Origin of the sequence: Paraburkholderia atlantica, assembly GCF_009362785.1 — a bacterium.
GTDB classification, from domain to species: domain Bacteria; phylum Pseudomonadota; class Gammaproteobacteria; order Burkholderiales; family Burkholderiaceae; genus Paraburkholderia; species Paraburkholderia atlantica.
Genome location: NZ_WHNQ01000013.1, coordinates 17,710 through 39,653 on the forward strand (window position 1 = coordinate 17,710; position 21,944 = coordinate 39,653).

The window sequence follows — 21,944 nt, forward strand, 5'->3', positions numbered from 1 at the left end:
GACGACGCAAATATCTACAGCTAACTTGTACAGTTAAACTGTAGATATGCTATGTTCTCGCGATGACACGTCAATCACTGTCTCCCCACTCTACCGATTTAGCCGCCCTTGCCGGCGAACTGCGCGTTGCCGTGAGCAAACTGGTTCGCCGCGCGCGAGAACATTCGCAATCGAGCGACTTCACGTCGGCACAGAAGTCGGTGCTGTTTCATCTGGAGCGCGACGGCCCGGCCACCGTTTCCGCGTTGGCGCGAGCGCAGCGCGTGAAACCACAGTCCATGCGCATTACCGTTGCCGGCCTGGAAACGTTGGGCGCCGTCAAAGGCGAAGCGGACCCGACCGATGGACGCCAAACCCTTATCGATCTCACACCCACGTTCAGACGAACGCTGCAGGCGAGTCGGGCGGCCAAAGAGGACTGGCTCATCCGCGCCCTGCAGGCGCAGCTATCGGCTAGAGAACAGGTTAGGCTCGCCGCCGCGGTGGGGCTGCTGCAGCGGCTCGCTGACTCCTGAGTATTCCCGCAACGTCATCGATTTACTCGATTAAAGGAACAATCGAAATGGATTGGCCGTGGGCGTGAGCGCCGCAAAGCAGCGCCGGTGCAACGGGTATGCTAATCGGCATTCTCCCCGGCTAACGGCCTTCCCTCGACAGTCGCCAATGAACCAGAACAAACAATGGAGCGTCGCCGACATCACGCCTCAGCACGGCAAGCGCGTCATCATCACCGGGGCCAACAGCGGCATTGGCTATCACACCGCTGCAATACTGGCTCGCAAAGGCGCGGAGGTCGTGCTCGCCTGCCGTGACGAACAGCGCGGCGCCGATGCCCTCGCCCGTCTGCAGAGAGAACTGCCCGCCGCCCGATTGCGGCTTCAACGACTGGATCTCGCAAGCCTTGCTTCGGTGCGCGCCTTTTGCGATCGCGAACTCGCGCAATGCCGGCCGCTCGACATCCTCATCAACAATGCGGGCGTCATGGCGCCCCGCCGGCGCCTCGAAACGGTCGACGGCTTCGAATTGCAGTTCGGCACCAATGTGCTCGGGCATTTCGCCCTGACGCGCCTGCTGTTGCCTGCACTCGAGATGGCGGCAGGAGCGTCTGCCGAGCGGCCGCGCGTGGTCACGGTTGCATCTATCGCACACAAGACCGGGCGGCTCGACTTCGACGACCTTCAGGCAACGCGTCACTACAGGCCGATGGCCGCCTATCGACAGTCGAAGCTCGCCAACCTCATGTTCGCGTTCGAACTCGACCGCCGATTGCGCGCCGTGCGGTCGCGCGTGATGTCAGTTGCCGCACATCCCGGCGTTGCCAACACGAATCTGTTTCGTGCCGACCATTTTGCCGCAAGCCCGATGGTCCGCTCCGCGCTAGGCGGACTGATCGATACCTTGTTCAACAGTGATCAGACCGGCGCGCTTTCAACGCTCTATGCCGCCACCGCGGCCGATGTCGTCGACGGCGGCTACTATGGTCCGCTCGGCTTGTTCGAAACACGTGGTGAAGTCGTGGGACCAGCGAACGTCGCCAGTCAGGCAAGAAACGGAACCGATGCAATGCGTCTCTGGCAGGTCTGTGAATCGCTGACTGGAACAGCGACCGGATAGCGCATGGATCGCGGAATGCGGGAGACACATTCAAACATGACCGCACGCGCGCCTCGCGCTTTTCCTGCATCTCATCGCGCAATGGCCTCAATGGCGAACTCCCGCACGGACAAAGAGCGCCGACCGGTTTGCACTCGAACTCCCGGCGCCTGACGTCGATCCTGCAGCGTCGAGCGCCGGGGTCTCCCGCAGTGCCTCCAGACATTGCCGTGTCTATCGTGGCGCGTCACCTTCGCGATGCACCGGCTGCGTCTGCTTCAGGCTCCTCGCGAGGCGCGACGCCTGCAGATAACCGGGATTCGCGGGCCGCTTCAGGTAACGCCCGGCGCCGCGCCGCGCGCGCAGGTCACCATCCGCCCACACGAGTTCGCCTTGTGAGACGGTGTGTGTTGGCACGCCACGAACCGTCATCCCTTCGAACACGTTGAAGTCCACGTTCTGATGATGCGTTTTGACCGAGATCGTGCGCGTGGCCTCGGGATCCCATACGACGAGATCGGCGTCGGCACCGACGGCCACCGTGCCCTTGCGCGGGTAGAGGTTGAAGATTTGCGCCGCATTGGTGGAGGTGACGCGCACGAACTCGTTCGGCGTGAGCCGGCCGGTGTTCACACCTTGATCCCACAACACCGCCATGCGATCTTCCACGCCGCCGCAGCCATTCGGAATTCTCGTGAAATCATGGCGGCCCATGGCTTTCTGCGAAGCGCAGAACACGCAGTGGTCGGTTGCGGTGGTGTGCAGCAGGCCGCCCTGAAGCCCGCGCCAGAGCGCGTCGCGATGCGCCTGGCTACGGAACGGCGGACTCATCACGTGGGCGGCGGCGCGCGTCCAGTCCGGGTCGCGATAAACCGACTCATCGATCACGAGATGCCCCGCCAGCACTTCGCCGAATACGCGCTGCCCTTCGCTGCGCGCGCGCGCGATCGCCTCGAGTGCGTCTTTCGCCGAGACATGCACGATGTACACCGGCACATCGAGCACCTGCGCGATGCGGATCGCGCGATTCGCTGCCTCGCCTTCGACTTCGGGCGGCCGTGAAAGCGGGTGCGCCTCGGGACCCGTGAAACCGCGTGCCAGCAACTGGCGTTGCAACTGGAACACGAGTTCGCCGTTTTCCGCATGCACGGTGGGCAGCGCGCCCAGTTCGAGTGAGCGCGCAAAGCTGTTCACGAGAATCTCGTCGTCTGCCATGATGGCATTCTTGTAGGCCATGAAGTGCTTGAAGCTCGATACGCCATGCTCGTTCACGAGCAGCCCCATGTCCCGATGCACGCTTTCATCCCACCACGTCACCGCCACGTGAAAGCCGTAGTCGGAGGCAGCTTTTTCGGCCCAGCCGCGCCACTCGCGAAAGGCGTCCATCAGCGCCTGCTTCGGGTTGGGAATCACGAAGTCGATGATCGATGTCGTGCCGCCCGCAAGCCCCGCCGCGGTGCCCGTGTAGAAGTCGTCGCTGGCGGTCGTGCCCATGAAGGGCAGTTCCATATGCGTGTGCGGATCGATGCCGCCAGGCATCACGTATTGGCCACCGGCGTCGACTACGGTTGCGCCCGCAGGCGCGTCGAGGTTCTCCCCAACGCTCTGAATTACGCCGTTTTCGCAGAGCACGTCCGCACGCCAGCTCTGGTCTGCATTAACGACGGTGCCGCCTCGAATCAGGATCGCCATGATGCCAGGTCTCCTTCAGTTGAACATTCACGCTCGAAACGCTCACGCGCTCGCAACGGTCGCACGCCGGCTCTTGCCGAGTTTCATCAGTGCGCCGTAGACGACCGCCGCGATAGCGAGCCCAACGAACCACGCATAGGTGTATATGCTTTTGAACGCATCGGGCACGCCGGGAAACGCGTTCGGGAAAGCGATGTTGAGAAAGCCAGGCAGATTCGGCAGCACGCCCGCGAGCAGCGCGATGACCGCCGCCGGATTCCAGCCGTTCGAGTACGCGTATTCGCCGTCTTCTTCGAATAGTTGGGCCGTGTCGAGGCGTGTGCGGCGAACCAGGAAGTAGTCGACTATCAGGATGCCGGCCACCGGCCCAAGCAGTGCCGAATAGCCGACGAGCCAGGTGAAGATGTAGCCCTGCGTGGTGGCAAGAATCTTCCACGGCATCATCCCGATGGCGATGGCCGCGGTGATCAGGCCACCCGCCTTGTACGAGATGCCCTTGGGCCACAGGCTCGAAAAATCGTAGGCCGGCCCGACCAGATTCGCGGCCAGATTGCAGCACATCGTGTCGAGCGTGAGGATGACGAGCGCGATGCCCACGCCGACGCCCTCCATGCGACTCGTGAGGTCGATCGGGTCCCAGATCGCTTTTCCGTAGATCACGACCGTTGCCGAAGTCACCACCACGGAGACCACCGAGAGCAACGCCATCGGAATGGGCAGGCCAATCGCCTGACCCACGAGCTGGTCCTTTTGCGTTTTTGCGAAGCGCGTGAAGTCGGGAATGTTGAGCGCGAGCGTGGCCCAGAAACCCACCATGGCCGTGAGGCTCGGCCAGAAAGTCGCCCAGAACAGGCCCGCCTTTTTGCCGCCAGCAACGAACTGTGACGATTGCGAAAGCATCGAGCCTACGCCGCCGGCCCTCGAACAGGCCCACCACACGAGCACCGCGCACATCACGACCTTGATGGGCGCGGACCAGCTTTCGAGCCAGCGGATCGAATCGGTGCCGTGCAGGATGAAGTACAGCTGCAACACCCAGAAGATGAGAAAGCAGCTGGCCTGCCCGATCGAGATGCCGAGAAACGGCAGCGCATCGCCCACCAGCGCGTTGTGCGTGAGGATGTTGACGAGCGTATAGATGGCGCTGCCGCCAAGCCATGATTGAATGCCGTACCAGCCGCACGCCACGACGGCACGCAGCATCGCGGGCAGCTTCGCGCCCTGAGTGCCGAAGGACGCTCGCACCAGCACCGCATAAGGAATCCCGTACCTGGTACCCGCATGACCGATCAGCAGCATCGGCACGAGCACGATCAGATTGCCGAGCAGCACCGTGATGACGGATTGCCACGGCGACATGCCCTGCTCGGTGAGACCGGCGGCGAGCATGTAGGAGGCGATGTTCATCACCATGCCCACCCAGAGTGCCGCGAAGTGATACCAGTGCCATGTACGCTGCGCGGCGCCGGTGGGCGCGAGGTCATCGTTGTATAGCTCGCTTTCGGCTCGGCGCGCGTTGGCGTCGACTGCAAAGGGCTGGCTCATGTTGTGGGTTCTCCGTCGCTTGTCGTGGGTCTGGCTCAATTCGGCTTGAAAGTGTCAGGCGGCTTTCGGATCGGCGACACGCGCCGGGTTGTTCGGGTGCGTGGTCCAGTTCTCGTAGCGCTCGCCCGAATCGACACGCCCCATCGTGATGCATTGGTCGACCGGGCAGACATGCATGCACAGATTGCACCCGACGCAGTTCGCATCGACCACCTCGAAGTGGCGCTTGCCGTCGCGCGTGGCGGTGATGGCCTGATGCGAGGTGTCTTCGCAGGCGATATGGCAGAGCCCGCACTGGATGCAGCGGTCCTGATCGATACGTGCCTTGATGTCGTAGTTGAGGTTCAGGTATTGCCAGTCGGTGACGTTCGGCACCGCGCGGCCGCGAATCGCGTCGAGGCTCGCGTAGCCTTTGTCGTCCATCCAGTTGGAAAGGCCGTCGATCATGTCGCTGACGATCCTGAAACCGTAGTGCATCGCCGCGGTGCATACCTGCACGCTGCCCGCTCCCAGCACGATGAATTCCGCGGCGTCGCGCCAGTCTGAAATGCCCCCGATGCCGGAGATGGGCAAGCCGTGCGTTTGCGGGTCGCGCGCGATCTCCGCGACCATGTGCAGCGCAATGGGCTTCGCGGCAGGACCGCAATAGCCGCCATGCGTGCCCTTGCCATCCACGGTGGGCAGCGGCGCCATCAGATCGAGATCGACACCGACGATCGAATTGATGGTGTTGATGAGCGAGACGCCGTCCGCACCACCCTTCATCGCCGCGCGTGCGCCGTGACGAATGTCGGTGACGTTCGGTGTCAGCTTCACGAGGCAAGGCAGCCGCGTGCCTTCTTTCACCCAGCGCGTGACCATTTCGATGTATTCAGGCACCTGCCCCACCGCTGCGCCCATGCCGCGCTCGCTCATGCCGTGCGGACAGCCGAAGTTGAGCTCCACGGCGTCCGCGCCGGTATCTTCCACCTGGGGCAGAATCCACTTCCAGTCGTGCTCGTTGCAGGGGACCATCAGCGAGACGATGAGCGCCCGGTCGGGCCAGTCCCGCTTCACCTGCGCGATTTCCTGGAGGTTCACGTCGAGCGGCCGGTCGGTGATGAGCTCGATGTTGTTCAGCCCTGCGATGCGCTGGCCACGCCAGGTGGTGGCGCCATAGCGCGAACTCACGTTCACCACGTGCGGGTCGAGCCCGAGCGTTTTCCAGACCACGCCGCCCCACCCCGCCTCGAAGGCGCGGTTGACGTTATAGGCCTTGTCGGTGGGCGGTGCCGAGGCGAGCCAGAACGGGTTGGGTGATTGAATGCCGGCAATCGTGCAGCGCAAGTCGGCCATGATGCGACTCCTTGGTTTTATCTGGATTCGGTGTGGCGATCGGGCGGCTCAGGCGGCCCTGGCAGACTGATTCGCCAGAAAGCGGTCGATCGCGTGCGCGGCGAGCTTGCCGTCCTGCACGGCCTGGACGGTCAGATCGGTGGCGCCGTGGCCGGCACAGTCGCCGCCCGCGAAAACGCCCGCAACGGAGGTGGCGCCGTTCGCATCCACCGCGACGCGTCCGCCTTCGGTGAGCTGCAACCCGTCGAGGCCTTCGGGTAAGAGCGTTTGGCCAATTGCCTTCAGCACCATATCGGCCTCCACGCGCACGAGCTCGCCCGTGCCGCGCAGTGCGCCGCTCATATCGAGCTGGGTACGCTCGAACTCCACGGCCCGCAATTGCGTGTCGCCAACGATACGCAGCGGTTTCATCCACTCGGCCAACACCACGCCCTGGCTGCGCGCAAATTCCTGTTCGGCCCCGGTGGCACTCATCTGCGCCGCGCCGCGACGGTAAGCGAGCGTCACCTGCTGCGCGCCCAGCTTGCGGCTTTGCACGGCCGCGTCGATTGCCGTATTGCCGCCTCCGAGCACCACCACCTGGCGACCCACGGGCACGCTGGAAAGATCGTCGGCCTCGCGCACGCGCGCGATGAAATCCACCGCATCGAGCACGCCGTCGAGCAGTTCGCCTTCAATGCAGAGCTTATGCGTGCCGCCAAGGCCCACGCCGATGAACACCGCGTCATACGCCGCGCGTAGTTCCGTTAGCGTCACGTCGTGCCCCAGTCGCTGGCCCTGGCGCAGCTCTATCCCGCCAACGGAAAGAAGCCACCGCACTTCGCGCTGTGCATAGCCGTCGACCGTCTTGTACGCCGCGATGCCGTACTCGTTCAGGCCACCCGGATGTTTGCCCGCATCGAAGACGCTCACGCGATGCCCGGCGAGCGCGAGCGTGTGCGCGCAGGCAAGACCGGCGGGACCCGCGCCGACCACGGCAACACGACGGCCCGTTTCGCTGGCACGCTTGAATAGCGCGGGGGCACCGGCGGCTTCGCGCGCCATCTGGAAGTCGGTGGCATGACGTTGCAGCGCGCCGATCTGAACGGGCTCGCCATCCTGATGATTTCTCACGCAGGCGCCTTCGCAGAGAATCTCGGTCGGGCACACGCGCGCGCACATGCCGCCCAGCGGGTTCGCGCCGAGGATATCGCGCGCCGCGCCCTTGAGATTGCCGTTGCCGATCTTGCGGATGAAACCGGGAATGTCGATGCCCGTGGGGCATGCGTTCACGCAAGGCGCGTCGTAACAGTAATGACAGCGGTCGGCGGCGATCACGGCCGCGTTCGCGGAAAGCGGCGGCGCGACGTCGGCGAAATTGCAGCCCAGTTGCTCGGCACTGAGACGGCCTGGCGCGATGCCGTTGGCGGCATTCGAGGTGGTCGGGGACATCCGGATGCTCCTTGCGAGGCAAAACACGAGTCCGCCGGCCGTATGCGTGAGGCGCACGGCCGGTACGTGGGGAATCGTTGGAAAGACAGCGCGGCGCTGAGACCGCTTGCGTTCGATCGTTGTGAGTCAACCGGGCTCGCTCGCGCGTTCGAGCATGGCGTGCAGCAACACGTTCGCGCCGGCTTCGATCCATTCGATCGTCGCGTCCTCGACTTCGTTATGGCTGATGCCGTCGATGCACGGTACGAACACCATCGAGGTCGGCGCGACCGTCGCGAGATAGCACGCGTCGTGACCTGCACCCGAAACGATGTCGCGATTCGAATAGCCGAAGCGCTCGGCCGCCGCGCGCACGGACTTCACGCATGCCTCGTCGAACGGCACGGGCGCGTAATAGAAAATCTGCTCGACGTCGGCTTCGAGCTTGCCCTGTTCCGCGATCTTCGCGATGCCTTCGCGCAGCTCGGCGTTCATCTGCGCCAGCACCTCGTCCTGCGGATGGCGAAAATCGATGGTGAAGAACACGCGGCCCGGAATCACGTTGCGCGAGTTCGGATGCACCTGCATCATGCCGACCGTCGCGCACGCGAGCGGCGCGTGACGCAAGCCGATTTCGTTGACGAGCTGCACGACGCGCGAGGCGCCCAGCAGCGCGTCGCGGCGGCGCGGCATGGGCGTAGGCCCGGCGTGCGCCTCCTGACCCGTGAGCACGACTTCGTACCAGCGCTGACCTTGCGCGTCGGTGACCACGCCGATCGTCCTGTGTTCGGCCTCGAGTATCGGCCCCTGTTCGATGTGCAGTTCGAACGCCGCGTGAATCTTGCGGCCACCGCACGGCAACGCGCCCGCGTAGCCGATCCGCTGCAATTCCTCGCCGATGGTCTTGCCGTCGACGTCCTTGCGCGAAAGCCCGTACTCGAGCGTGAACACGCCGGCAAATACGCCGGAGGCGACCATCGCCGGCGCGAAGCGCGAGCCCTCTTCGTTGGTCCAGATCACCGTTTCAACAGGCCGCTCGGTTTCGATGCCGTAGTCGTTCAGCGAGCGAATCACTTCGAGGCCGCCAAGCACCCCATAGATACCGTCGAAGCGCCCACCCGTCGGCTGCGAGTCGGCGTGCGAGCCGGTCATCACGGGTGGCAGCTCGTTGTTGCGTCCCGCGCGGCGCATGAACACGTTGCCCATCTGATCGACACTGACCGTGCAGCGCGCCTCTTTCGCCCATTGCACGATGAGATCGCGGCCCTGCTTGTCGAGATCGGTCAGCGCGAGACGGCATACGCCGCCTTTGGGCGTGGCGCCAATCCTGGCCATCTCCATCAGGCTGTCCCACAAGCGCTGGCCGTTCACGTGGATCGCGGTCGTCAGCGCGGCTTCGCTTACTGCGTTCATGCGTGTTCTCCTGTCCGTGCTTCTCAAACGTGCATGCATGCCATCGTGTGGGGCGCGAAGAGACACGACGGTGCACGTCTCGATGGCACTGCGCGGCCCCTGAAACCCAACCCTTCGAATCCTGTCCGATTGGACAGGTTTTAGACGAGAAACTTCGTGAATTCAATGCGGAGTTACGAGCGAGAAGCGTGCCATTGATGCTGCAGTGCGCGAAAAACCAGGCGCCCGTACTGTGCTTTTCTCCGCTGCCAGTGAATACGCGACGCGCTTGCATCATGGCTACAATGAAGCCGGCATGCGCGCGGCCGCCGCGCTCCCCTTCTCTTCCAAATGGACCGAATACCATGCGCGACGACGAACCCACCACGCGGCCCGCGCCCCTCGCGACGCGCGGCACCGCGCAGGCGCAACGCGCCGCCGACACATCGCACAAGCCACATCGGCGCAAAGCCTCCATTCGTGCGTCGAACGAATCCCATCTACTCGCCTGCGCCGAAGCCGTGTTCGCCGAACGCGGCTTCGAAGGCGCGAGCACGGCGCTGATCGCAGAGCGCGCGGGCTTACCGAAGGCGAATCTGCACTATTACTTCCCGACCAAACTGGCGCTGTACTGGCGGGTACTCGACGATGTGTTCGAGGAATGGAACGCCGCCGCCAACCTGTTCGATGCAAGCGACGATCCGGTCGAGGCGATCGGCGGCTACGTGCGCGCCAAGATGGCCCTGTCAAGGCGCCGCCCACTTGGCTCGAAGGTGTGGGCCAACGAAATCATCGGCGGGGCGCTGCATATGCAGGAGATCCTGCTCGAACGCGTGAAGCCGTGGATGGACACCCGGGTGACGCTGATCGAGCGATGGATAGCCAAAGGGTTGCTCGCGCCCGTCGACCCTCGGACGCTCCTCTTCATGATCTGGGCGACCACGCAGCACTACGCCGATTTCGAGGCTCAGATATGCGCGCTCTCGGGCAAGCGCGCACTCTCGACGAAGCGCTTCGAAGCTACGACGGAAGAAGTGGTCAGCATGATCCTGCGGGCGAGCGGAGCGCGATCGCCGGTCCGCTGACTCGTTTAGGGAGTTTCCCTGATGACGTCATTTTTCCGTTGCCCCGGGCGCTGTTTTGCGCGTTAATGTAAGCGCTAACACGTCCAGCAATCAGCAATATCCCCTAGTTAAGACATGTCACCGTCAAAAGTACGAGAAAATGTAAGCGCTAACATTCGAACTCCGGACGAGCATTCCTCGGGCCGGATTGTCGTGGTCGGCAGTGCGAACATGGATCTCGTCGTCCATGCGGAGCGACTTCCGGCGCGCGGCGAAACCCTGCTCGGTGGCGCGTTCGCGACATTCGCTGGCGGCAAGGGCGCCAATCAGGCGGTCGCGGCGGCGCGTCTCGGCGCCTCGGTGGCCATGCTCGGCTGTGTCGGCCGCGACGAATTCGGCGCGCAGCTCCGCGACGGCCTTCAGCACGAACACATCGACACGGCGCATTTGCACACGGTGGATGACACGTCGAGCGGCATCGCGGTCATCACCGTGGCCGCGGACGGTGCGAACACGATCGTCGTTTCGCCCGGCGCCAACGCGGCGCTCATGCCCGATCACGTCGACGCCGCGGCTGCCGGCATCGCTGCGGCCGGCATGCTGATTTGCCAGCTCGAAGTGCCGCTCGATGCCGTGGCGCACGCAATTTCGCTCGCGGCAAGGTTCGGCACCCCGGTGCTGCTGAATCCCGCCCCGGCGCAGGCCCTTCCAGACGCACTTTACGAACAGACGAGCTTTCTCATCCTCAATGAATCGGAAGCGGCGTTGCTGACAGACGTTGCCGTCGATAGTCCCGCTTCCGCGCGCGAGGCTGCGACGCGTCTGCGCGCGAAAGGCGTGGAGACGGTGATCGTCACGCTCGGCGCCGAGGGCGTCTGGTATGCGACGACTGGAGAGGAAGGCCACCTGCCCGCGCTACGCGTCGATGCGATCGACACCACGGCGGCCGGCGATACCTTCGTCGGCGGCTTCGCGGCTGAGCGGGTGCGCGGCGCGAGCATCCGCGACGCGATCGATTTCGCTCAGCGAGCCGCGGCGCTCAGCGTCACGCGTGAAGGCGCGCAGGCATCCATTCCGACCCAGGCCGAAGTGCGAGCGCAACCCGCGTTCCCGGCAACGGTTCGATAGACCCGGCTGCGCGGGATCGCAGCCTATCCACAACACAACATGGAGACGACAGCATGAACCCAACCCCCGTGTCCGAGCAGGCACCTCCGCGCGTGCGCCGCGCCCAGATCGTGGCGCTGACGCTGCTGATGGTGAGCGGCATCGTGAACTATCTCGACCGGGGCACGCTCGCGGTCGCCAATCCACTGATCCGCAAGGATCTCGGTCTGTCGCTCGGCGAAATGGGGCTGCTGCTGTCGGCATTCTCCTGGAGCTACGCGCTCTTCCAACTGCCGGTCGGCGGCCTCGTCGATCGCATCGGACCGCGCAGGCTGCTCGGAGTCGGCCTGATCATCTGGTCGCTCGCGCAGGCCGCGGGCGGCATCGTGTCCACCTTCGGCTGGTTCGTCGTCGCGCGCATCGTGCTCGGCATCGGCGAGTCGCCGCAGTTTCCGTCGGCGGCGCGCGTCGTGAGCAACTGGTTTCCGCTGCGTGCGCGAGGCAAGCCGACCGGCATCTTCAATTCAGCGTCGCCGCTCGGCACGGCGCTCGCACCGCTGTGCCTGTCGGTGCTCGTCGTGGAATTTCACTGGCGCTGGGCCTTCATCGTTACCGGCGCGCTCGGTCTCGTGGTTGCGGTGATCTGGCTCGCTATCTATCGTGATCCAAACCCCTCTGCGCTCACTGCAGAGGAACTGCACTACCTCAAAGGCGACGCCGTGGAGACGAAGCCTGCCGAGCAGCTCAGCTTCGCCGACTGGCGCGCGCTGTTCTCGAACGTCACGACCTGGGGGATGCTGATCGGCTTCTTCGGCTCGGTCTATCTGAACTGGGTTTATCTGACCTGGCTGCCCGGCTACCTGACGACAGAGCGCCACATGACTCTGATGCACACGGGAATCGCGGCCTCGGTGCCGTTCTTCTGCGGCTTTCTCGGCGCGCTCTGCGCAGGCTGGTTCTCCGACCTCATCACGAAGAGGAGCGCCTCGCCGGTGGCGAGCAGGCGCAACGCGGTCGTCATCGCGATGCTCGGCATGGTGGCGTTCACCGTGCCGGCCGCACTCGTCGAAAGCAATACGATCGCCATCGTCTGCATCTCGGTCGTGATCTTTCTCGCCAATGCAGCATCAGCCAGCTCATGGGCACTGGCAACCGCAGCCGCACCGGCCAACCGTGTCGGCTCGCTCGGCGCCATCCAGAACTTCGGCGGCTTTCTCGGCGGCGCACTCGCGCCCATTCTCACGGGCTACATCGCGCAGGCGTGGTCCTTCGTGCCGGCTTTGCTGACGGCCGCGGGAATTGCCTTCGTCGGCGCAATGAGCTATCTCTTCCTCGTGCGCAAGCCGATCGAGTTCGAGACCGAACCGGGTACGCCGGCTCGCGCTCACGCCTGAGAAGCGTCATTTTCAATTCTCAAGAGGACAACACCGACATGACCCTCCCCACTTCCCTGCCGCGCTCGACGCGCTCGATCGAAGGCATCGTGCCCGTGATGCTGACGCCTTTCGACGACGCCGGGACCATCGACTATGCCGGGCTCGAACGACTGATCGAGTGGTATCTCGCGCATGGCTCGGACGCGCTCTTCGCGGTCGCCCAGTCGAGCGAAATGCAATTCCTGAGCCTCGACGAACGCGCCGCGCTCGGCCGCTTCGTGGTCGAGCGCGTGGCCGGCCGCGTGCCGGTGGTGGTCTCGGGCCATATCAGCGACGATCCCGACGCCCAGGCCCAGGAGCTGAACGCGGCCGCGGCAACGGGCGCGGACGGCATCGTGCTGGTGACGAACCGGCTCGATCCGCGCCGCGAAGGCACCGAAGCGTTCACGGCGAACCTGCGTCGCCTGATGAGCCGCCTTCCTTCCGACATTCCATTGGGGCTGTACGAGTGCCCCGCTCCTTACCGGCGCCTGCTGTCCGACGACGAGCTCAAGATGTGCATCGATACCGGCCGCTTCGTGATGCTGAAGGACGTGAGCTGCGATCTCGACACCGTGAAGCGCCGCGTCGCGCTGGCGAAGGGCTCGCCCATGAAGATCCTGAACGCGAATGCCGCGATTGCGTGGGACGCGATGAAAGCCGGCTCGGCCGGTTTCAACGGTGTGTTCACGAACTTTCATCCGGACCTGTACAACTGGTTGCGCAACCGCGCCGACGAGAATCCGGCGCTCGCACACGAGCTTTCGACTTTTCTCGTACTTGCGGCGGTGTCGGAGGCGCTCGGCTATCCGGCGCTCGCGAAGATGTATCACCAGCGGATCGGCACGTTCCAGTCCATTCGCTGCCGCGCGATCGACTACGACGTGCGCGAACGCTTCTGGGCGCTCGACGCGGTGCTCGACAAGATCGTCGATGGTACCGAGCATTTCCGCTCGCGCATCGCAGCCGGGGCCTGACCGATGCGCCGTTGTATCGCGCCGCGAGTAAGATGACGGGCTCCCTGTACGAAACCTGAAACTCGATGCCTCGCTCTTCCGCCTCCGCCCCTGCCTCTGCTCTCGAAGAAGAACGGCCGCCGGCCGCTCGGTCGGCCGGTGCGCGCTCCCGCCGCGGCACGGGGCGCACGGTCCTGTCCGATGTGGCAAAGCGCGCGGGCGTGTCCACGGCGACGGTATCGCGCGTGTACAACGAGCCCGGCAAAGTATCGGACAGCGTGCGCGAGCGCGTCGAGCAGGCCGCGCTGGAGCTGAACTGGTTTCCGAATGCGGCCGGGCGCGCGCTCGCATCGACGCGCAGCCACATCGCGGGCATCGTCATTCCGACGCTCGATGATCAGGTGTTCGCCTCGCAGGTGAGCGGCATGCAGGCCGCGTTCGCCGCGCGCGGCATCACGCTTTTTCTCGGCTGCTCGAACTACGATCCCAAGGAGGCGCTCTCCCAGGTTCAAGCGATGCTCGCGCGTGGCGTGGAGGCGATCGCGGTAGTCGGCGAAGCGCATCCGCCGGAGCTGTTTGAGGCGCTTCGCGTCTGGCGTGTGCCGTACGTCGTGCTTTATGCATGGCGCAAAGGCAGTCCGCACGATTGCATCGGCGTTGACCACCGCGCCGCGTATGAGGAGATCACCGAACATCTCGTCGCGCTCGGGCACCGGTCGTTCGCGGTCTGCATCCAGCCGACGCGCGACAACGACCGGGTGCAGGCGCGGCTCGCGGGCATTCGCATCGCGCTCGAGCGTCATGGCCTCGCGGTGCGGCCGGAGCATCTCGTTGAAGGTGAATCCACGCTCGATTTTGGGCGGCGGGCGTTGCGCGCGCTCTGGCAACAGCCCGGGCCGCGTCCGACAGCGATCATCTGCGGCAACGATCATATTGCGCTTGGCGTGTTGCGGGAGGCGGAAGAGTTGGGTATCGCCATTCCCGAGCAACTTTCCGTCACCGGCTTCGACGATCTCGCGATCGCACGCGAAGCGCGCCCGCCCCTTACGACGATGTACGTGGACACACGCGAGATCGGCACGGTGGCCGCGAGGCATCTGCTCGATGCGCTAGACGGCCACGCGACGCGGCAAGGATATACGGTGCCAGCGGTGCTGAAAGTACGCGGGTCAACAGGGCCGTGTCACGATTCGGCTGGCAAAGGATGATGATTTTCGTGTGCGCTTGCGGGTGGCAAGAATGCAGTTCAGTGCTTGACCGAACGGCATTACCGGCGAAGCAGGGTTTTTATTGCTTTACGCCGAGGTCGCGCCAAAGCTGAAACCGATACCTTCATTCGCAGGTGGCTCCGCAAAGATGCTGATTTGGGCCTGGGTCGAACGGATCGGTGGTGAACTCGAGGGAACCGCCAATCGGAGCGACCAAACTAATATAAAAGCCTTGGGGGAAGGTTGCCATGGCACGCTCCAGACCGGTTTGAATCAGTCCAGGGCATATTCGTCATTTGTCCAGGTGCCCACAACGCCTGAGGGTTCGGACGATTCGGAGACTGGTCACGCTCTCATCATCACGAGTCAGCGCGTAAGTCAGAGCGCGCAAAATCAACCTCCTTACTCTCGATGACCCCGCCCAAGCGACCCGGCGCCCTTTGATTGCTCCAGTACATATTGGTATGGCTGATCACCGCATCTGGTGACGGCGCGCCTCTTTGCGTCATGTCCTCTGTCGTATGGGCATCGCCGACCAGCGTCGCGTCATAGCCGCGCGCGAGTGCACCATGGAGCGTTGATCGAACGCACATGTCCGTCTGCGCACCGGTCACAATGAGCTGACCAACGCCGAGCCTCGACAGCACCTGCTCCAGATCGGTGTCTTCGAACGCGTCGCGATAACTCTTTTCGACAATCGCCTCCCCTGGCGCCGGAACGAGTTCGGCAACAATTTGCCACGCTTCGCTGCCCTCCGTGAGGTCGTCGTCGGTGTGCTGAATCCAAACTACTGGAACGCGCGCAGTGCGTGCCCGCTCGATGAGCACGTTGACCGCGTCGAGCACTTCATTGCGTCGATATGCGTTCGCAACGACTGCGTTCTGAAGATCGATCACGAGCAGGGCGGTGTTAGGGCGACCAGCTAACGTAGTCATGAGCAGAGATCTCTTGAAGAAAGAATGTATCTTAGCGGGATCTCCTGCCCAGAATGCGGCACTCACCGGACAGTCGTACCTATCGCAACAGTGCTAGCGCCGCCGCCTCGCCTTGCCGATCACAGTCGCTGCACCGTGAGACTTTCCATCACGTAAGGCGCGAACCGGAAGTCGCGGATCGCGATGATACGGTCGTCGTCGGTCCAATCCAGCAGGATGACATATGCCACGCCCGCGTCGGCCACTACCGGATCGGTAGCCAGCAGCACCGGGCGATGCTCGGCCCAGCCCAATGACAGCGAACAGCCGGTCGACTCCGCATACCGCGTGAAGTAGATCGAGACGTCTTTGCGGCCCGCCAGACGCGCTCGACTCACGAGGTCGAGACGGACTTCTTCGGCGAGCAGATCGCGTAACGCGTCGAAGTCGCGAGCGTTGAAACGCTCTGCGTAAGCGCGCAGCCGCTCGAGGTCGGCTTCGGCGAGGCGCGGTAGCGCGGCGTCGGGTACGCCGACCAGTTCCCTGAGCCGAACGCGCCCCCGGTGCAGCGCGGCCTTGACTGATGGAACGCTGACACTCAGGATCGCTGCCGTTTCCGTCAGCGAATAGCCAAGTACATCCGCAAGCACCACGCAAGAGCGCTGAACGACGGACAGATGCAGAAACATCGCGAGACTCGCGGTCGCCGCCACTCTCGCATCGGCATGGGCGCCGTGGTCCGTCAGATTCGCCAGCGCCTCGTCGGACTCCTGGTGGCCTTGTCGCTTGCGGCGGCGCAGTGCATCCAGCGCCGCGTGATGAGCAATGGCCAGCAACCAGCTTTCCGGGTGCAAAATCTCGCCGGCTGCCGAACAGGCCGCGACCGCATTGGACAGCGTCTCCTGAACGACGTCTTCTCCATCGAAAGCCGAGCCCATCATGCGCGTGCAATACCGATGCAGACGCGGGCGCATCGCCGCCATCAGTTGAGTGAGTTCATTCGCATCCAAAGCCGAATCCTCCGGTTGATCCCGCACCCCGATATCGAATAGACGTTCCCGCGCACCCAAAGGATGCGGTCCGGAAAAATTTTTTTTCGCGCGCATCCTTTAGCTTGTCGCCGTCGTCTTTACGGTTATCGGACCACACCGGCGCCGATACCCGTGAAAGGAAGAAATCATGCAACGACTGACACTGGTGCGCTACACCATCAAACCCGAACAAACCGCGGAAAACGAAGCGCTGTCGCGGGCTGTGTTCGATAGCCTCCGGAATACGGCGCCCGAACACACCGCCTATGCGCTGTTCAGAAACGGCCGTGAATTCATTCACCTCTTCGTGAATCTCGCCGCTGACGATTCGGCAGCCGTCACCGAGCTTCCTGCCTTCAAGGCATACCAGAAAGGTCTCACGGAACGCCTGGAAGCGCCCGTCGAAGTTTTGCGATTGGGCGTCGACTTACTGGACTCGTACGGTTTGCCAGACGATTCGGCCGGACGTTGAATCGGAGGATGCGCTTCGGATACCTTTGGGCGCCGCGACTCTACAAGCCGTTGCTTGCGGTTCTGAAATCTCTATTCATTGAAGCCGCCAGCCGATATGAAAGCTTCGGAGATGTTCGTGTGAACCATACGTCGATGCGACCTTGCTAGCTCTTGAAGCGGCAGTTTCTTCAGTCGCACGGAGCTGCAGAAAGCGGTCAGCTCACTGCCCGTCGATGGTCTAGTCGACAGCGCACGACAAGTACAGCGCTCACTCGACGGGGCCGCTGAGCAACGCAATGAATACTGGTCGCTGCGGGCACTCCGTTGTTTCACAAACATCTGGCGCAAATTTCGCGCTTGCCGCAGACTTTTTTGTCTCTGAGCGGGGTTTTCGGCGCTCCCGCAGGCTTTGTTGTGCGCCGATAACGGGACCTACGAGGCTTCCTCACTCTCCTTGACATGCAAGCATTCTCTTGCCTATAGTAAATGCAACAGATCACTTGCCTATAGCCGTTCATGGCCGAACGCCCCGACGACACAGACCTGCTATTCAAAGCCCTCGCCGATCCGAGCCGGCGCAAGCTGCTGGACGTGCTGCACGCGCACGACGGCCAGACCCTGAACGACCTGTGCGAGCACCTCGACATGACGCGGCAAGGCGTGACGCAGCATCTGGGCCTGCTGGAAGCGGCGAACCTCGTCGTTACCGTACGCAGCGGGCGCGAAAAATTGCACTTCCTCAATCCGGTGCCGCTGCAGCAGATCTACGAGCGCTGGATTGCCAAGTTCGAAAAGCCGCGCCTGAAGGCGCTCTCTACCCTGAAACGACGCCTGGAGAAAGGCAATGACTAGATCGACATTCGTCTACGTGACCTATATCCGCACCACGCCGGAACAGTTGTGGTCGGCGCTCACCGACGCCGAGTTCATCAAGCAGTACTGGTTCGGCATGCACTGCGATAGCGAATGGACGGCGGGTTCGTCGTGGAAACTCGTGTCGAGCGCGGGGGAGACTTTCGACGCCGGCGAGATCATCGAGGCTGTGCCGCCGCGGCGCCTCGTGATTCGCTGGCGGCATCAGAAGCGGCCAGAACTGCAGGCCGAAGGCGATTCACGCTGCACGATGGAGCTGGAACCGAGCGGAACGGCTGTCAAGCTGACGCTCACGCACACGATCGAGCGCGATCAGTCGAAGTTCATCGAGGCGGTGTCGGGCGGCTGGCCGAAGATCATGTCCAACCTCAAATCGCTGCTGGAGACCGGCTCGATTGCGTTGCAGGAGGCTTATCCGGCCAATGGCGGCAGTCATGCCGGGAAGGCATGAAGCGGGGGGCATAAGATTGAAGCGGGCCTCCGATGAGAATAATCGATAAAAGCACGAGTTCCTGCGCGCATGGAACGGCGCATGCTGCTCCGAAAGCGAACCAGCCAAGGAGCACCGCCGATGCAGGAAGTTCATGTCCACCGCGGCTTCACGATCACCGTGCTCGTCGAGGACGACCCGGCCGGCGGTTCGTCGATCACCACGCGAATCGATCGCACCGATACCGATGCTCGCGACGTCGAATCCTGGACCGCTCCGCGTCGCGCGCGCTCCGCGCTGCGCGGCAGGCCCGCGATCGGCGAGGCCGTCGACGATGCCCAGCGCGCGATCGACTCCGCATTGGGCGACCCCGACCCGTTGGACGAATAGTCCAGCTATCCACCCCGTCTGAGCGACGCTTATTGCGTCGCGGACGCCGCGCTCGCCGGCGTGCTGTGGACCGGCGCAGCTACGCTCGCGGCGGGCGATGCGCTCGCTGCGGCGCCCGCCTCCGCGTTCGCGCGATTCGCCGCGTCGCTATCGCCCGGTGTGCCACGCGGGCTCGCCGAATTGCTCATCACACCGCTGCTCACCTGGCCCGTCGACATGCGGCCGTTCTCGGCCGACCGCTTGCAGCCGGATGCGCCTGCCATCAACGCAACGGCCGATAGCGCGATCAGCATGTTTGTCGCAACCTGTCGCATGATTCGCTCTCCCTCGGATGATTCGGCTCTTGTAGCGAAGCATTCGACATGCCCATCGCAGCGATGTGCGGCTGGGTGCTTGCGCGCGTACGCGGACCAGGTCGAGAAAATCTGCGAGACATTCCGCCACGCGTGCCGCAGCGGCAAGCTGCAAGCACGCGCCGATAAGAACATGGCGGCGGACTTCGGCGCCCAGACGAATGAGGCGCGGGACTCGTCATCGAGAGCGGGGCGTTCAAGCCCCGTCGTCCTCTCCAACGACGCCGAACTCGGCCGTCGTTTTCACGTAGAACAGATGCAAACCCTCAGCACGCAGACGATCGAACAGCCGATCGGCTTCGTCGCTCGTCACCGCCATCACGACGGACAACGGCTGATCGGCAAGCTCGAAGAAGTGCGCGGAATGAATGCGATGATGATGGCCGATGCCTTCGCAAGCCGGAATCACGGTCGCGCCGCGCAGACCGAGTTCGCTCGCGAGACGCACGAGCCAGTCGGCAAGCGGCTTGCCATGGTGGCTGCGCCCCTGCTGCGTGAAGAACGTGATCTGAAAGCCCTGCATGTCAGTGCCTCCCCCATGCGGGTCGGACAGCCCCCCTGCCCGCTTACTTTTGTAAGCGGAAACCTGCAGCGCCGCGTGAAGCGCCGGTCGTAACCGATTCGGGCGTACCGGCTCGCCACATGACGGCTCAGGAAGGTCATGACACAAGTCTAGATGTCGGGCCGCGCGAGTGCCAGGTCGAAGCTGGCCACGCGCCGCGCGGTCCCGGCTCACTGACCGTACACGTCGAAATCGAAATACTTTTTCGCAATGCGGTCGTAAGTGCCATCGGCGCGGATATCGGCAATCGCTTTGTCGATCTTTTCCTGCAGATCGGTATCGTCTTTGCGCAATCCAATTGCCGTGCCGCTGCCGAGCGTTTTCGCGTCGTAAAGCGGATTGCCGGCAAATCCGAAGTCCTTGCCGCGCGAGGTGCGCAAAAAGCCGATATCGGCTTGCACCGCGTTCTGCAATGACGCGTCGATACGGCCGGCAAGCAGATCCGAATACACCAGATCCTGATCCTGATACGGCACGATCACCGCGCCGGCCGGCTCCCAATACGTCTTCGCGTAGGTTTCCTGAATCGAGCCCTGCTCGACGCCGATGCGCTTGCCCTTCAGCGCTTCCGGCGTCGGCTCGATCGGCGAGCCTTTCTTCGCGACGAGACGCGTCGGAATGCGGAACACCTTCGACGAGAACCCGATCTGCGCCTGACGCGCGGGCGTCATCGACATCGTCGACAGCACGCCGTCGAATTTGCGGCCTTTGAGCGCGGGAATCATGCCGTCGAACGAATTCTCGATCCACACGCATTTCGCGTTGAGCCGGCGGCAAATCTCATTGCCGAGATCGATATCGAAGCCGACGAGCTTGCCGTCGGCGGCTTTCGATTCGAACGGCGGATAGCTCGCGTCGACCCCGAACCGCACGGTCGACCATTCCTTGGCGATTGCACTTGCGGACGATACGGCCAGCAGCGCAATCGTCAGGGTGGCCAGCATGGCTTTCATTGTTGCTCCTTATCGGTTTTTCGATGAATTCAAACAGGCGGCACAGCGCAATGCGCGGGCCGCGAGAAACCCGACATTCGACCGTGTTCCGGCCATCCGCACAAATTCATTAAAAAAATCAATTCATGCGGGCTCCGCATAGACTTGCATCAGGCTTCGGCGGACATCGGCGCCGGGTTTGATTTGCCATAAATTGTCACTTAGAATTTTCCGCACGGCCTCCATAGGAACCGATGACGTGGCTTCGAACAACGGAAAACCGGTGTCGTCGTTGGTTCCTCGGGGAATGCCCGGCCTCTGGGTCGTCCTGTTCGTCATCTGGATGGTCGCGAATGCATCGCTCGCGGTCGAACCCGCCCTCGTCGGTCTCGTCATTACCTTCGTTATCGCGCGTGTCTTCGTTTCGTCGAGCGAAGCATGGCAGCGCCTACGTCTAACTCCAGCCGCGCCGTATCACTTTGCCGCGTATAGCGTGACCTTCATCGTCGAGCTAGTACGCGCCAATCTGCATGTGATGGCGCTGGTGTACTCGCCGCGTATCGACATCAAGCCTGGCATCGTCAGAGTTCGCACGCGGCTCCAGACACCACTCGGCCGTCTCGCGCTCGCCAATTCGATTGCGCTCACGCCGGGCTCGCTCGTGATGGATATCCGGGACGACATACTTTTCATTCATTGGCTCGACGTGAAGACGACAGATATCGACGAAGCGACCAGGACACTCGTCGCACCGTTCGAAAAGCATCTGGAGAAAGTCTTTGGCTGAGATCATGCTCCGGATCGCCGGCGTGCTGATCTTGTTCGCGATCCTGTTCGGCGTGATCCGTCTCGTGATCGGCAGAACACTCGTCGACCGCATCGTCGCGATCGACGTGCTGACGGTCATCTCGCTGTCGCTGATCGCGCTGTACGCGCAGGTCTCCGGTCGTTTCGTCTATATCGATGTCGCACTCGTGTATGCCCTGCTGAGCTTTCTCGCGGTGCTCGCGATTGCGCGTTTTCTCGAAAGGGGGCTGTGAGCGATGCTCGAACTGCTCCTGCTGCTGATGTGCGCGAGCATCCTCGTGAGCGGCGTACTGGCCGTCTGCCTGAAAAATCTGCTGGCCGCGATGGTGAGTTCAGGACTCGCGAGCCTGTTCGCGGCGGTCGCCTTCCTGCTGCTCGCCGCGCCCGACGTCGCGATGGCCGAAGCCGCGATCGGCTCCGGACTCACGACCTTCGTCTTCCTGTACGCGATCCGCAAAACCGGTTATCAGAAGGGCTAGCGC

General features: G+C 63.2%; 24 protein-coding genes. 14 read left to right on the forward strand and 10 right to left on the reverse strand.

Features of this window, described 5'->3' with window-relative positions:
• Positions 1–62: 62 nt before the first annotated feature.
• Positions 63–515 (forward strand): MarR family winged helix-turn-helix transcriptional regulator, encoded by a 453-nt coding sequence (locus GCT19_RS19450; RefSeq protein ID WP_152852837.1) that lies wholly within the window; start codon positions 63–65, stop codon positions 513–515.
• 64 nt (positions 516–579) lie between these two features.
• Positions 580–1,614 (forward strand): oxidoreductase, encoded by a 1,035-nt coding sequence (locus tag GCT19_RS19455; RefSeq protein ID WP_321576832.1) that lies wholly within the window; start codon positions 580–582, stop codon positions 1,612–1,614.
• A 213-nt stretch (positions 1,615–1,827) separates the two neighbouring features.
• Here the strand turns inward: GCT19_RS19455 and hydA are convergent, their stop codons facing one another.
• The 5 genes from hydA to GCT19_RS19480 form a co-directional block, all read right to left on the reverse strand.
• Positions 1,828–3,285 (reverse strand): dihydropyrimidinase, encoded by a 1,458-nt coding sequence (gene hydA / locus GCT19_RS19460; RefSeq protein WP_152852838.1) that lies wholly within the window; start codon positions 3,283–3,285, stop codon positions 1,828–1,830.
• Positions 3,286–3,327: 42 nt separating this feature from the next.
• Entirely contained in the window at positions 3,328–4,830 is a 1,503-nt protein-coding gene (locus tag GCT19_RS19465; RefSeq protein WP_018433726.1) for an NCS1 family nucleobase:cation symporter-1, read from the reverse strand.
• A gap of 54 nt (positions 4,831–4,884) precedes the next feature.
• Complete coding sequence (gene preA / locus GCT19_RS19470) at positions 4,885–6,165, reverse strand: NAD-dependent dihydropyrimidine dehydrogenase subunit PreA (RefSeq protein WP_152852839.1); 1,281 nt, start codon at positions 6,163–6,165, stop codon at positions 4,885–4,887.
• A 48-nt stretch (positions 6,166–6,213) separates the two neighbouring features.
• Positions 6,214–7,596, reverse strand: coding sequence for an NAD(P)-dependent oxidoreductase (locus tag GCT19_RS19475; RefSeq protein WP_152852840.1), 1,383 nt, complete (start codon positions 7,594–7,596; stop codon positions 6,214–6,216).
• A 126-nt stretch (positions 7,597–7,722) separates the two neighbouring features.
• On the reverse strand, positions 7,723–8,988 hold the full coding sequence (locus GCT19_RS19480) for a Zn-dependent hydrolase (RefSeq protein ID WP_018433723.1): 1,266 nt from the start codon (positions 8,986–8,988) through the stop codon (positions 7,723–7,725).
• A 344-nt stretch (positions 8,989–9,332) separates the two neighbouring features.
• Here GCT19_RS19480 and GCT19_RS19485 point away from each other — a divergent pair, with 344 nt between their 5' ends.
• From GCT19_RS19485 to GCT19_RS19505, 5 genes are all read left to right on the forward strand, one after another.
• A complete protein-coding gene (locus GCT19_RS19485; protein ID WP_152852841.1) occupies positions 9,333–10,052 on the forward strand; it encodes a TetR/AcrR family transcriptional regulator in 720 nt (239 codons plus the stop codon).
• 192 nt (positions 10,053–10,244) lie between these two features.
• Positions 10,245–11,159 (forward strand): ribokinase, encoded by a 915-nt coding sequence (gene rbsK, locus GCT19_RS19490; RefSeq protein ID WP_184131839.1) that lies wholly within the window; start codon positions 10,245–10,247, stop codon positions 11,157–11,159.
• A 53-nt stretch (positions 11,160–11,212) separates the two neighbouring features.
• On the forward strand, positions 11,213–12,532 hold the full coding sequence (locus tag GCT19_RS19495; protein ID WP_152852843.1) for an MFS transporter: 1,320 nt from the start codon (positions 11,213–11,215) through the stop codon (positions 12,530–12,532).
• Between the two features lie 38 nt (positions 12,533–12,570).
• Positions 12,571–13,530 carry a dihydrodipicolinate synthase family protein gene (locus tag GCT19_RS19500; protein ID WP_152852844.1) on the forward strand — a complete coding sequence of 320 codons (960 nt, stop codon included), beginning with the start codon at positions 12,571–12,573 and terminating at the stop codon, positions 13,528–13,530.
• Positions 13,531–13,595: 65 nt separating this feature from the next.
• Entirely contained in the window at positions 13,596–14,717 is a 1,122-nt protein-coding gene (locus tag GCT19_RS19505) for a LacI family DNA-binding transcriptional regulator (protein ID WP_193727423.1), read from the forward strand.
• A gap of 359 nt (positions 14,718–15,076) precedes the next feature.
• Here GCT19_RS19505 and GCT19_RS19510 read toward each other — a convergent pair whose 3' ends face one another.
• Positions 15,077–15,652, reverse strand: coding sequence for a cysteine hydrolase family protein (locus GCT19_RS19510; protein ID WP_152852845.1), 576 nt, complete (start codon positions 15,650–15,652; stop codon positions 15,077–15,079).
• Positions 15,653–15,771: 119 nt separating this feature from the next.
• A complete protein-coding gene (locus GCT19_RS19515; protein WP_227749291.1) occupies positions 15,772–16,641 on the reverse strand; it encodes an RNA polymerase sigma factor in 870 nt (289 codons plus the stop codon).
• 169 nt (positions 16,642–16,810) lie between these two features.
• Between GCT19_RS19515 and GCT19_RS19520 the strand changes: the two genes are divergently transcribed.
• The 4 genes from GCT19_RS19520 (at position 16,811) to GCT19_RS19535 (ending at position 18,808) form a co-directional block, all read left to right on the forward strand.
• Complete coding sequence (locus tag GCT19_RS19520; protein WP_152852847.1) at positions 16,811–17,134, forward strand: hypothetical protein; 324 nt, start codon at positions 16,811–16,813, stop codon at positions 17,132–17,134.
• A gap of 497 nt (positions 17,135–17,631) precedes the next feature.
• A complete protein-coding gene (locus tag GCT19_RS19525; protein WP_013093983.1) occupies positions 17,632–17,967 on the forward strand; it encodes an ArsR/SmtB family transcription factor in 336 nt (111 codons plus the stop codon).
• Positions 17,960–18,439, forward strand: coding sequence for an SRPBCC family protein (locus GCT19_RS19530; RefSeq protein WP_152852848.1), 480 nt, complete (start codon positions 17,960–17,962; stop codon positions 18,437–18,439). Before GCT19_RS19525 ends, GCT19_RS19530 begins: the two co-directional genes overlap by 8 nt.
• A 120-nt stretch (positions 18,440–18,559) precedes the next feature.
• Positions 18,560–18,808 (forward strand): hypothetical protein, encoded by a 249-nt coding sequence (locus GCT19_RS19535; protein ID WP_152852849.1) that lies wholly within the window; start codon positions 18,560–18,562, stop codon positions 18,806–18,808.
• Positions 18,809–18,837: 29 nt separating this feature from the next.
• On the opposite strand, the gene GCT19_RS19540 is transcribed toward GCT19_RS19535, so the two are convergent.
• The 3 genes from GCT19_RS19540 to GCT19_RS19550 form a co-directional block, all read right to left on the reverse strand.
• Entirely contained in the window at positions 18,838–19,122 is a 285-nt protein-coding gene (locus GCT19_RS19540) for a hypothetical protein (protein WP_152852850.1), read from the reverse strand.
• Between the two features lie 235 nt (positions 19,123–19,357).
• Positions 19,358–19,684 (reverse strand): DUF190 domain-containing protein, encoded by a 327-nt coding sequence (locus GCT19_RS19545; RefSeq protein WP_018433711.1) that lies wholly within the window; start codon positions 19,682–19,684, stop codon positions 19,358–19,360.
• 209 nt (positions 19,685–19,893) lie between these two features.
• On the reverse strand, positions 19,894–20,676 hold the full coding sequence (locus GCT19_RS19550; RefSeq protein ID WP_152852851.1) for an ABC transporter substrate-binding protein: 783 nt from the start codon (positions 20,674–20,676) through the stop codon (positions 19,894–19,896).
• A 238-nt stretch (positions 20,677–20,914) separates the two neighbouring features.
• On the opposite strand from GCT19_RS19550, the gene GCT19_RS19555 reads away from it, so the two are divergent.
• Genes GCT19_RS19555 through GCT19_RS19565 form a run of 3 tightly spaced genes read left to right on the forward strand, consistent with a single transcriptional unit; the run spans position 20,915 to position 21,941 of the window.
• On the forward strand, positions 20,915–21,442 hold the full coding sequence (locus GCT19_RS19555; protein ID WP_321576833.1) for a Na+/H+ antiporter subunit E: 528 nt from the start codon (positions 20,915–20,917) through the stop codon (positions 21,440–21,442).
• Positions 21,435–21,695: a monovalent cation/H+ antiporter complex subunit F gene (locus tag GCT19_RS19560; RefSeq protein ID WP_013093976.1), complete on the forward strand. Its 261-nt coding sequence runs from the start codon at positions 21,435–21,437 to the stop codon at positions 21,693–21,695. Before GCT19_RS19555 ends, GCT19_RS19560 begins: the two co-directional genes overlap by 8 nt.
• Before the next feature lie 3 nt (positions 21,696–21,698).
• Complete coding sequence (locus tag GCT19_RS19565) at positions 21,699–21,941, forward strand: hydrogenase subunit MbhD domain-containing protein (RefSeq protein ID WP_018433708.1); 243 nt, start codon at positions 21,699–21,701, stop codon at positions 21,939–21,941.
• Positions 21,942–21,944 lie beyond the last annotated feature (3 nt).

Coding starts and splice junctions, on each gene's coding strand:
- GCT19_RS19450 (WP_152852837.1), top strand. CDS start 63: ATGACACGTCAATCACTGTCTCCCCACTCTACCGATTTAGCCGCCCTT.
- hydA (WP_152852838.1), bottom strand. CDS start 3,285: ATGGCGATCCTGATTCGAGGCGGCACCGTCGTTAATGCAGACCAGAGC.
- GCT19_RS19465 (WP_018433726.1), bottom strand. CDS start 4,830: ATGAGCCAGCCCTTTGCAGTCGACGCCAACGCGCGCCGAGCCGAAAGC.
- preA (WP_152852839.1), bottom strand. CDS start 6,165: ATGGCCGACTTGCGCTGCACGATTGCCGGCATTCAATCACCCAACCCG.
- GCT19_RS19475 (WP_152852840.1), bottom strand. CDS start 7,596: ATGTCCCCGACCACCTCGAATGCCGCCAACGGCATCGCGCCAGGCCGT.
- GCT19_RS19480 (WP_018433723.1), bottom strand. CDS start 8,988: ATGAACGCAGTAAGCGAAGCCGCGCTGACGACCGCGATCCACGTGAAC.
- GCT19_RS19485 (WP_152852841.1), top strand. CDS start 9,333: ATGCGCGACGACGAACCCACCACGCGGCCCGCGCCCCTCGCGACGCGC.
- GCT19_RS19495 (WP_152852843.1), top strand. CDS start 11,213: ATGAACCCAACCCCCGTGTCCGAGCAGGCACCTCCGCGCGTGCGCCGC.
- GCT19_RS19500 (WP_152852844.1), top strand. CDS start 12,571: ATGACCCTCCCCACTTCCCTGCCGCGCTCGACGCGCTCGATCGAAGGC.
- GCT19_RS19505 (WP_193727423.1), top strand. CDS start 13,596: ATGCCTCGCTCTTCCGCCTCCGCCCCTGCCTCTGCTCTCGAAGAAGAA.
- GCT19_RS19510 (WP_152852845.1), bottom strand. CDS start 15,652: ATGACTACGTTAGCTGGTCGCCCTAACACCGCCCTGCTCGTGATCGAT.
- GCT19_RS19520 (WP_152852847.1), top strand. CDS start 16,811: ATGCAACGACTGACACTGGTGCGCTACACCATCAAACCCGAACAAACC.
- GCT19_RS19525 (WP_013093983.1), top strand. CDS start 17,632: ATGGCCGAACGCCCCGACGACACAGACCTGCTATTCAAAGCCCTCGCC.
- GCT19_RS19530 (WP_152852848.1), top strand. CDS start 17,960: ATGACTAGATCGACATTCGTCTACGTGACCTATATCCGCACCACGCCG.
- GCT19_RS19535 (WP_152852849.1), top strand. CDS start 18,560: ATGCAGGAAGTTCATGTCCACCGCGGCTTCACGATCACCGTGCTCGTC.
- GCT19_RS19540 (WP_152852850.1), bottom strand. CDS start 19,122: ATGCGACAGGTTGCGACAAACATGCTGATCGCGCTATCGGCCGTTGCG.
- GCT19_RS19545 (WP_018433711.1), bottom strand. CDS start 19,684: ATGCAGGGCTTTCAGATCACGTTCTTCACGCAGCAGGGGCGCAGCCAC.
- GCT19_RS19550 (WP_152852851.1), bottom strand. CDS start 20,676: ATGAAAGCCATGCTGGCCACCCTGACGATTGCGCTGCTGGCCGTATCG.
- GCT19_RS19565 (WP_018433708.1), top strand. CDS start 21,699: ATGCTCGAACTGCTCCTGCTGCTGATGTGCGCGAGCATCCTCGTGAGC.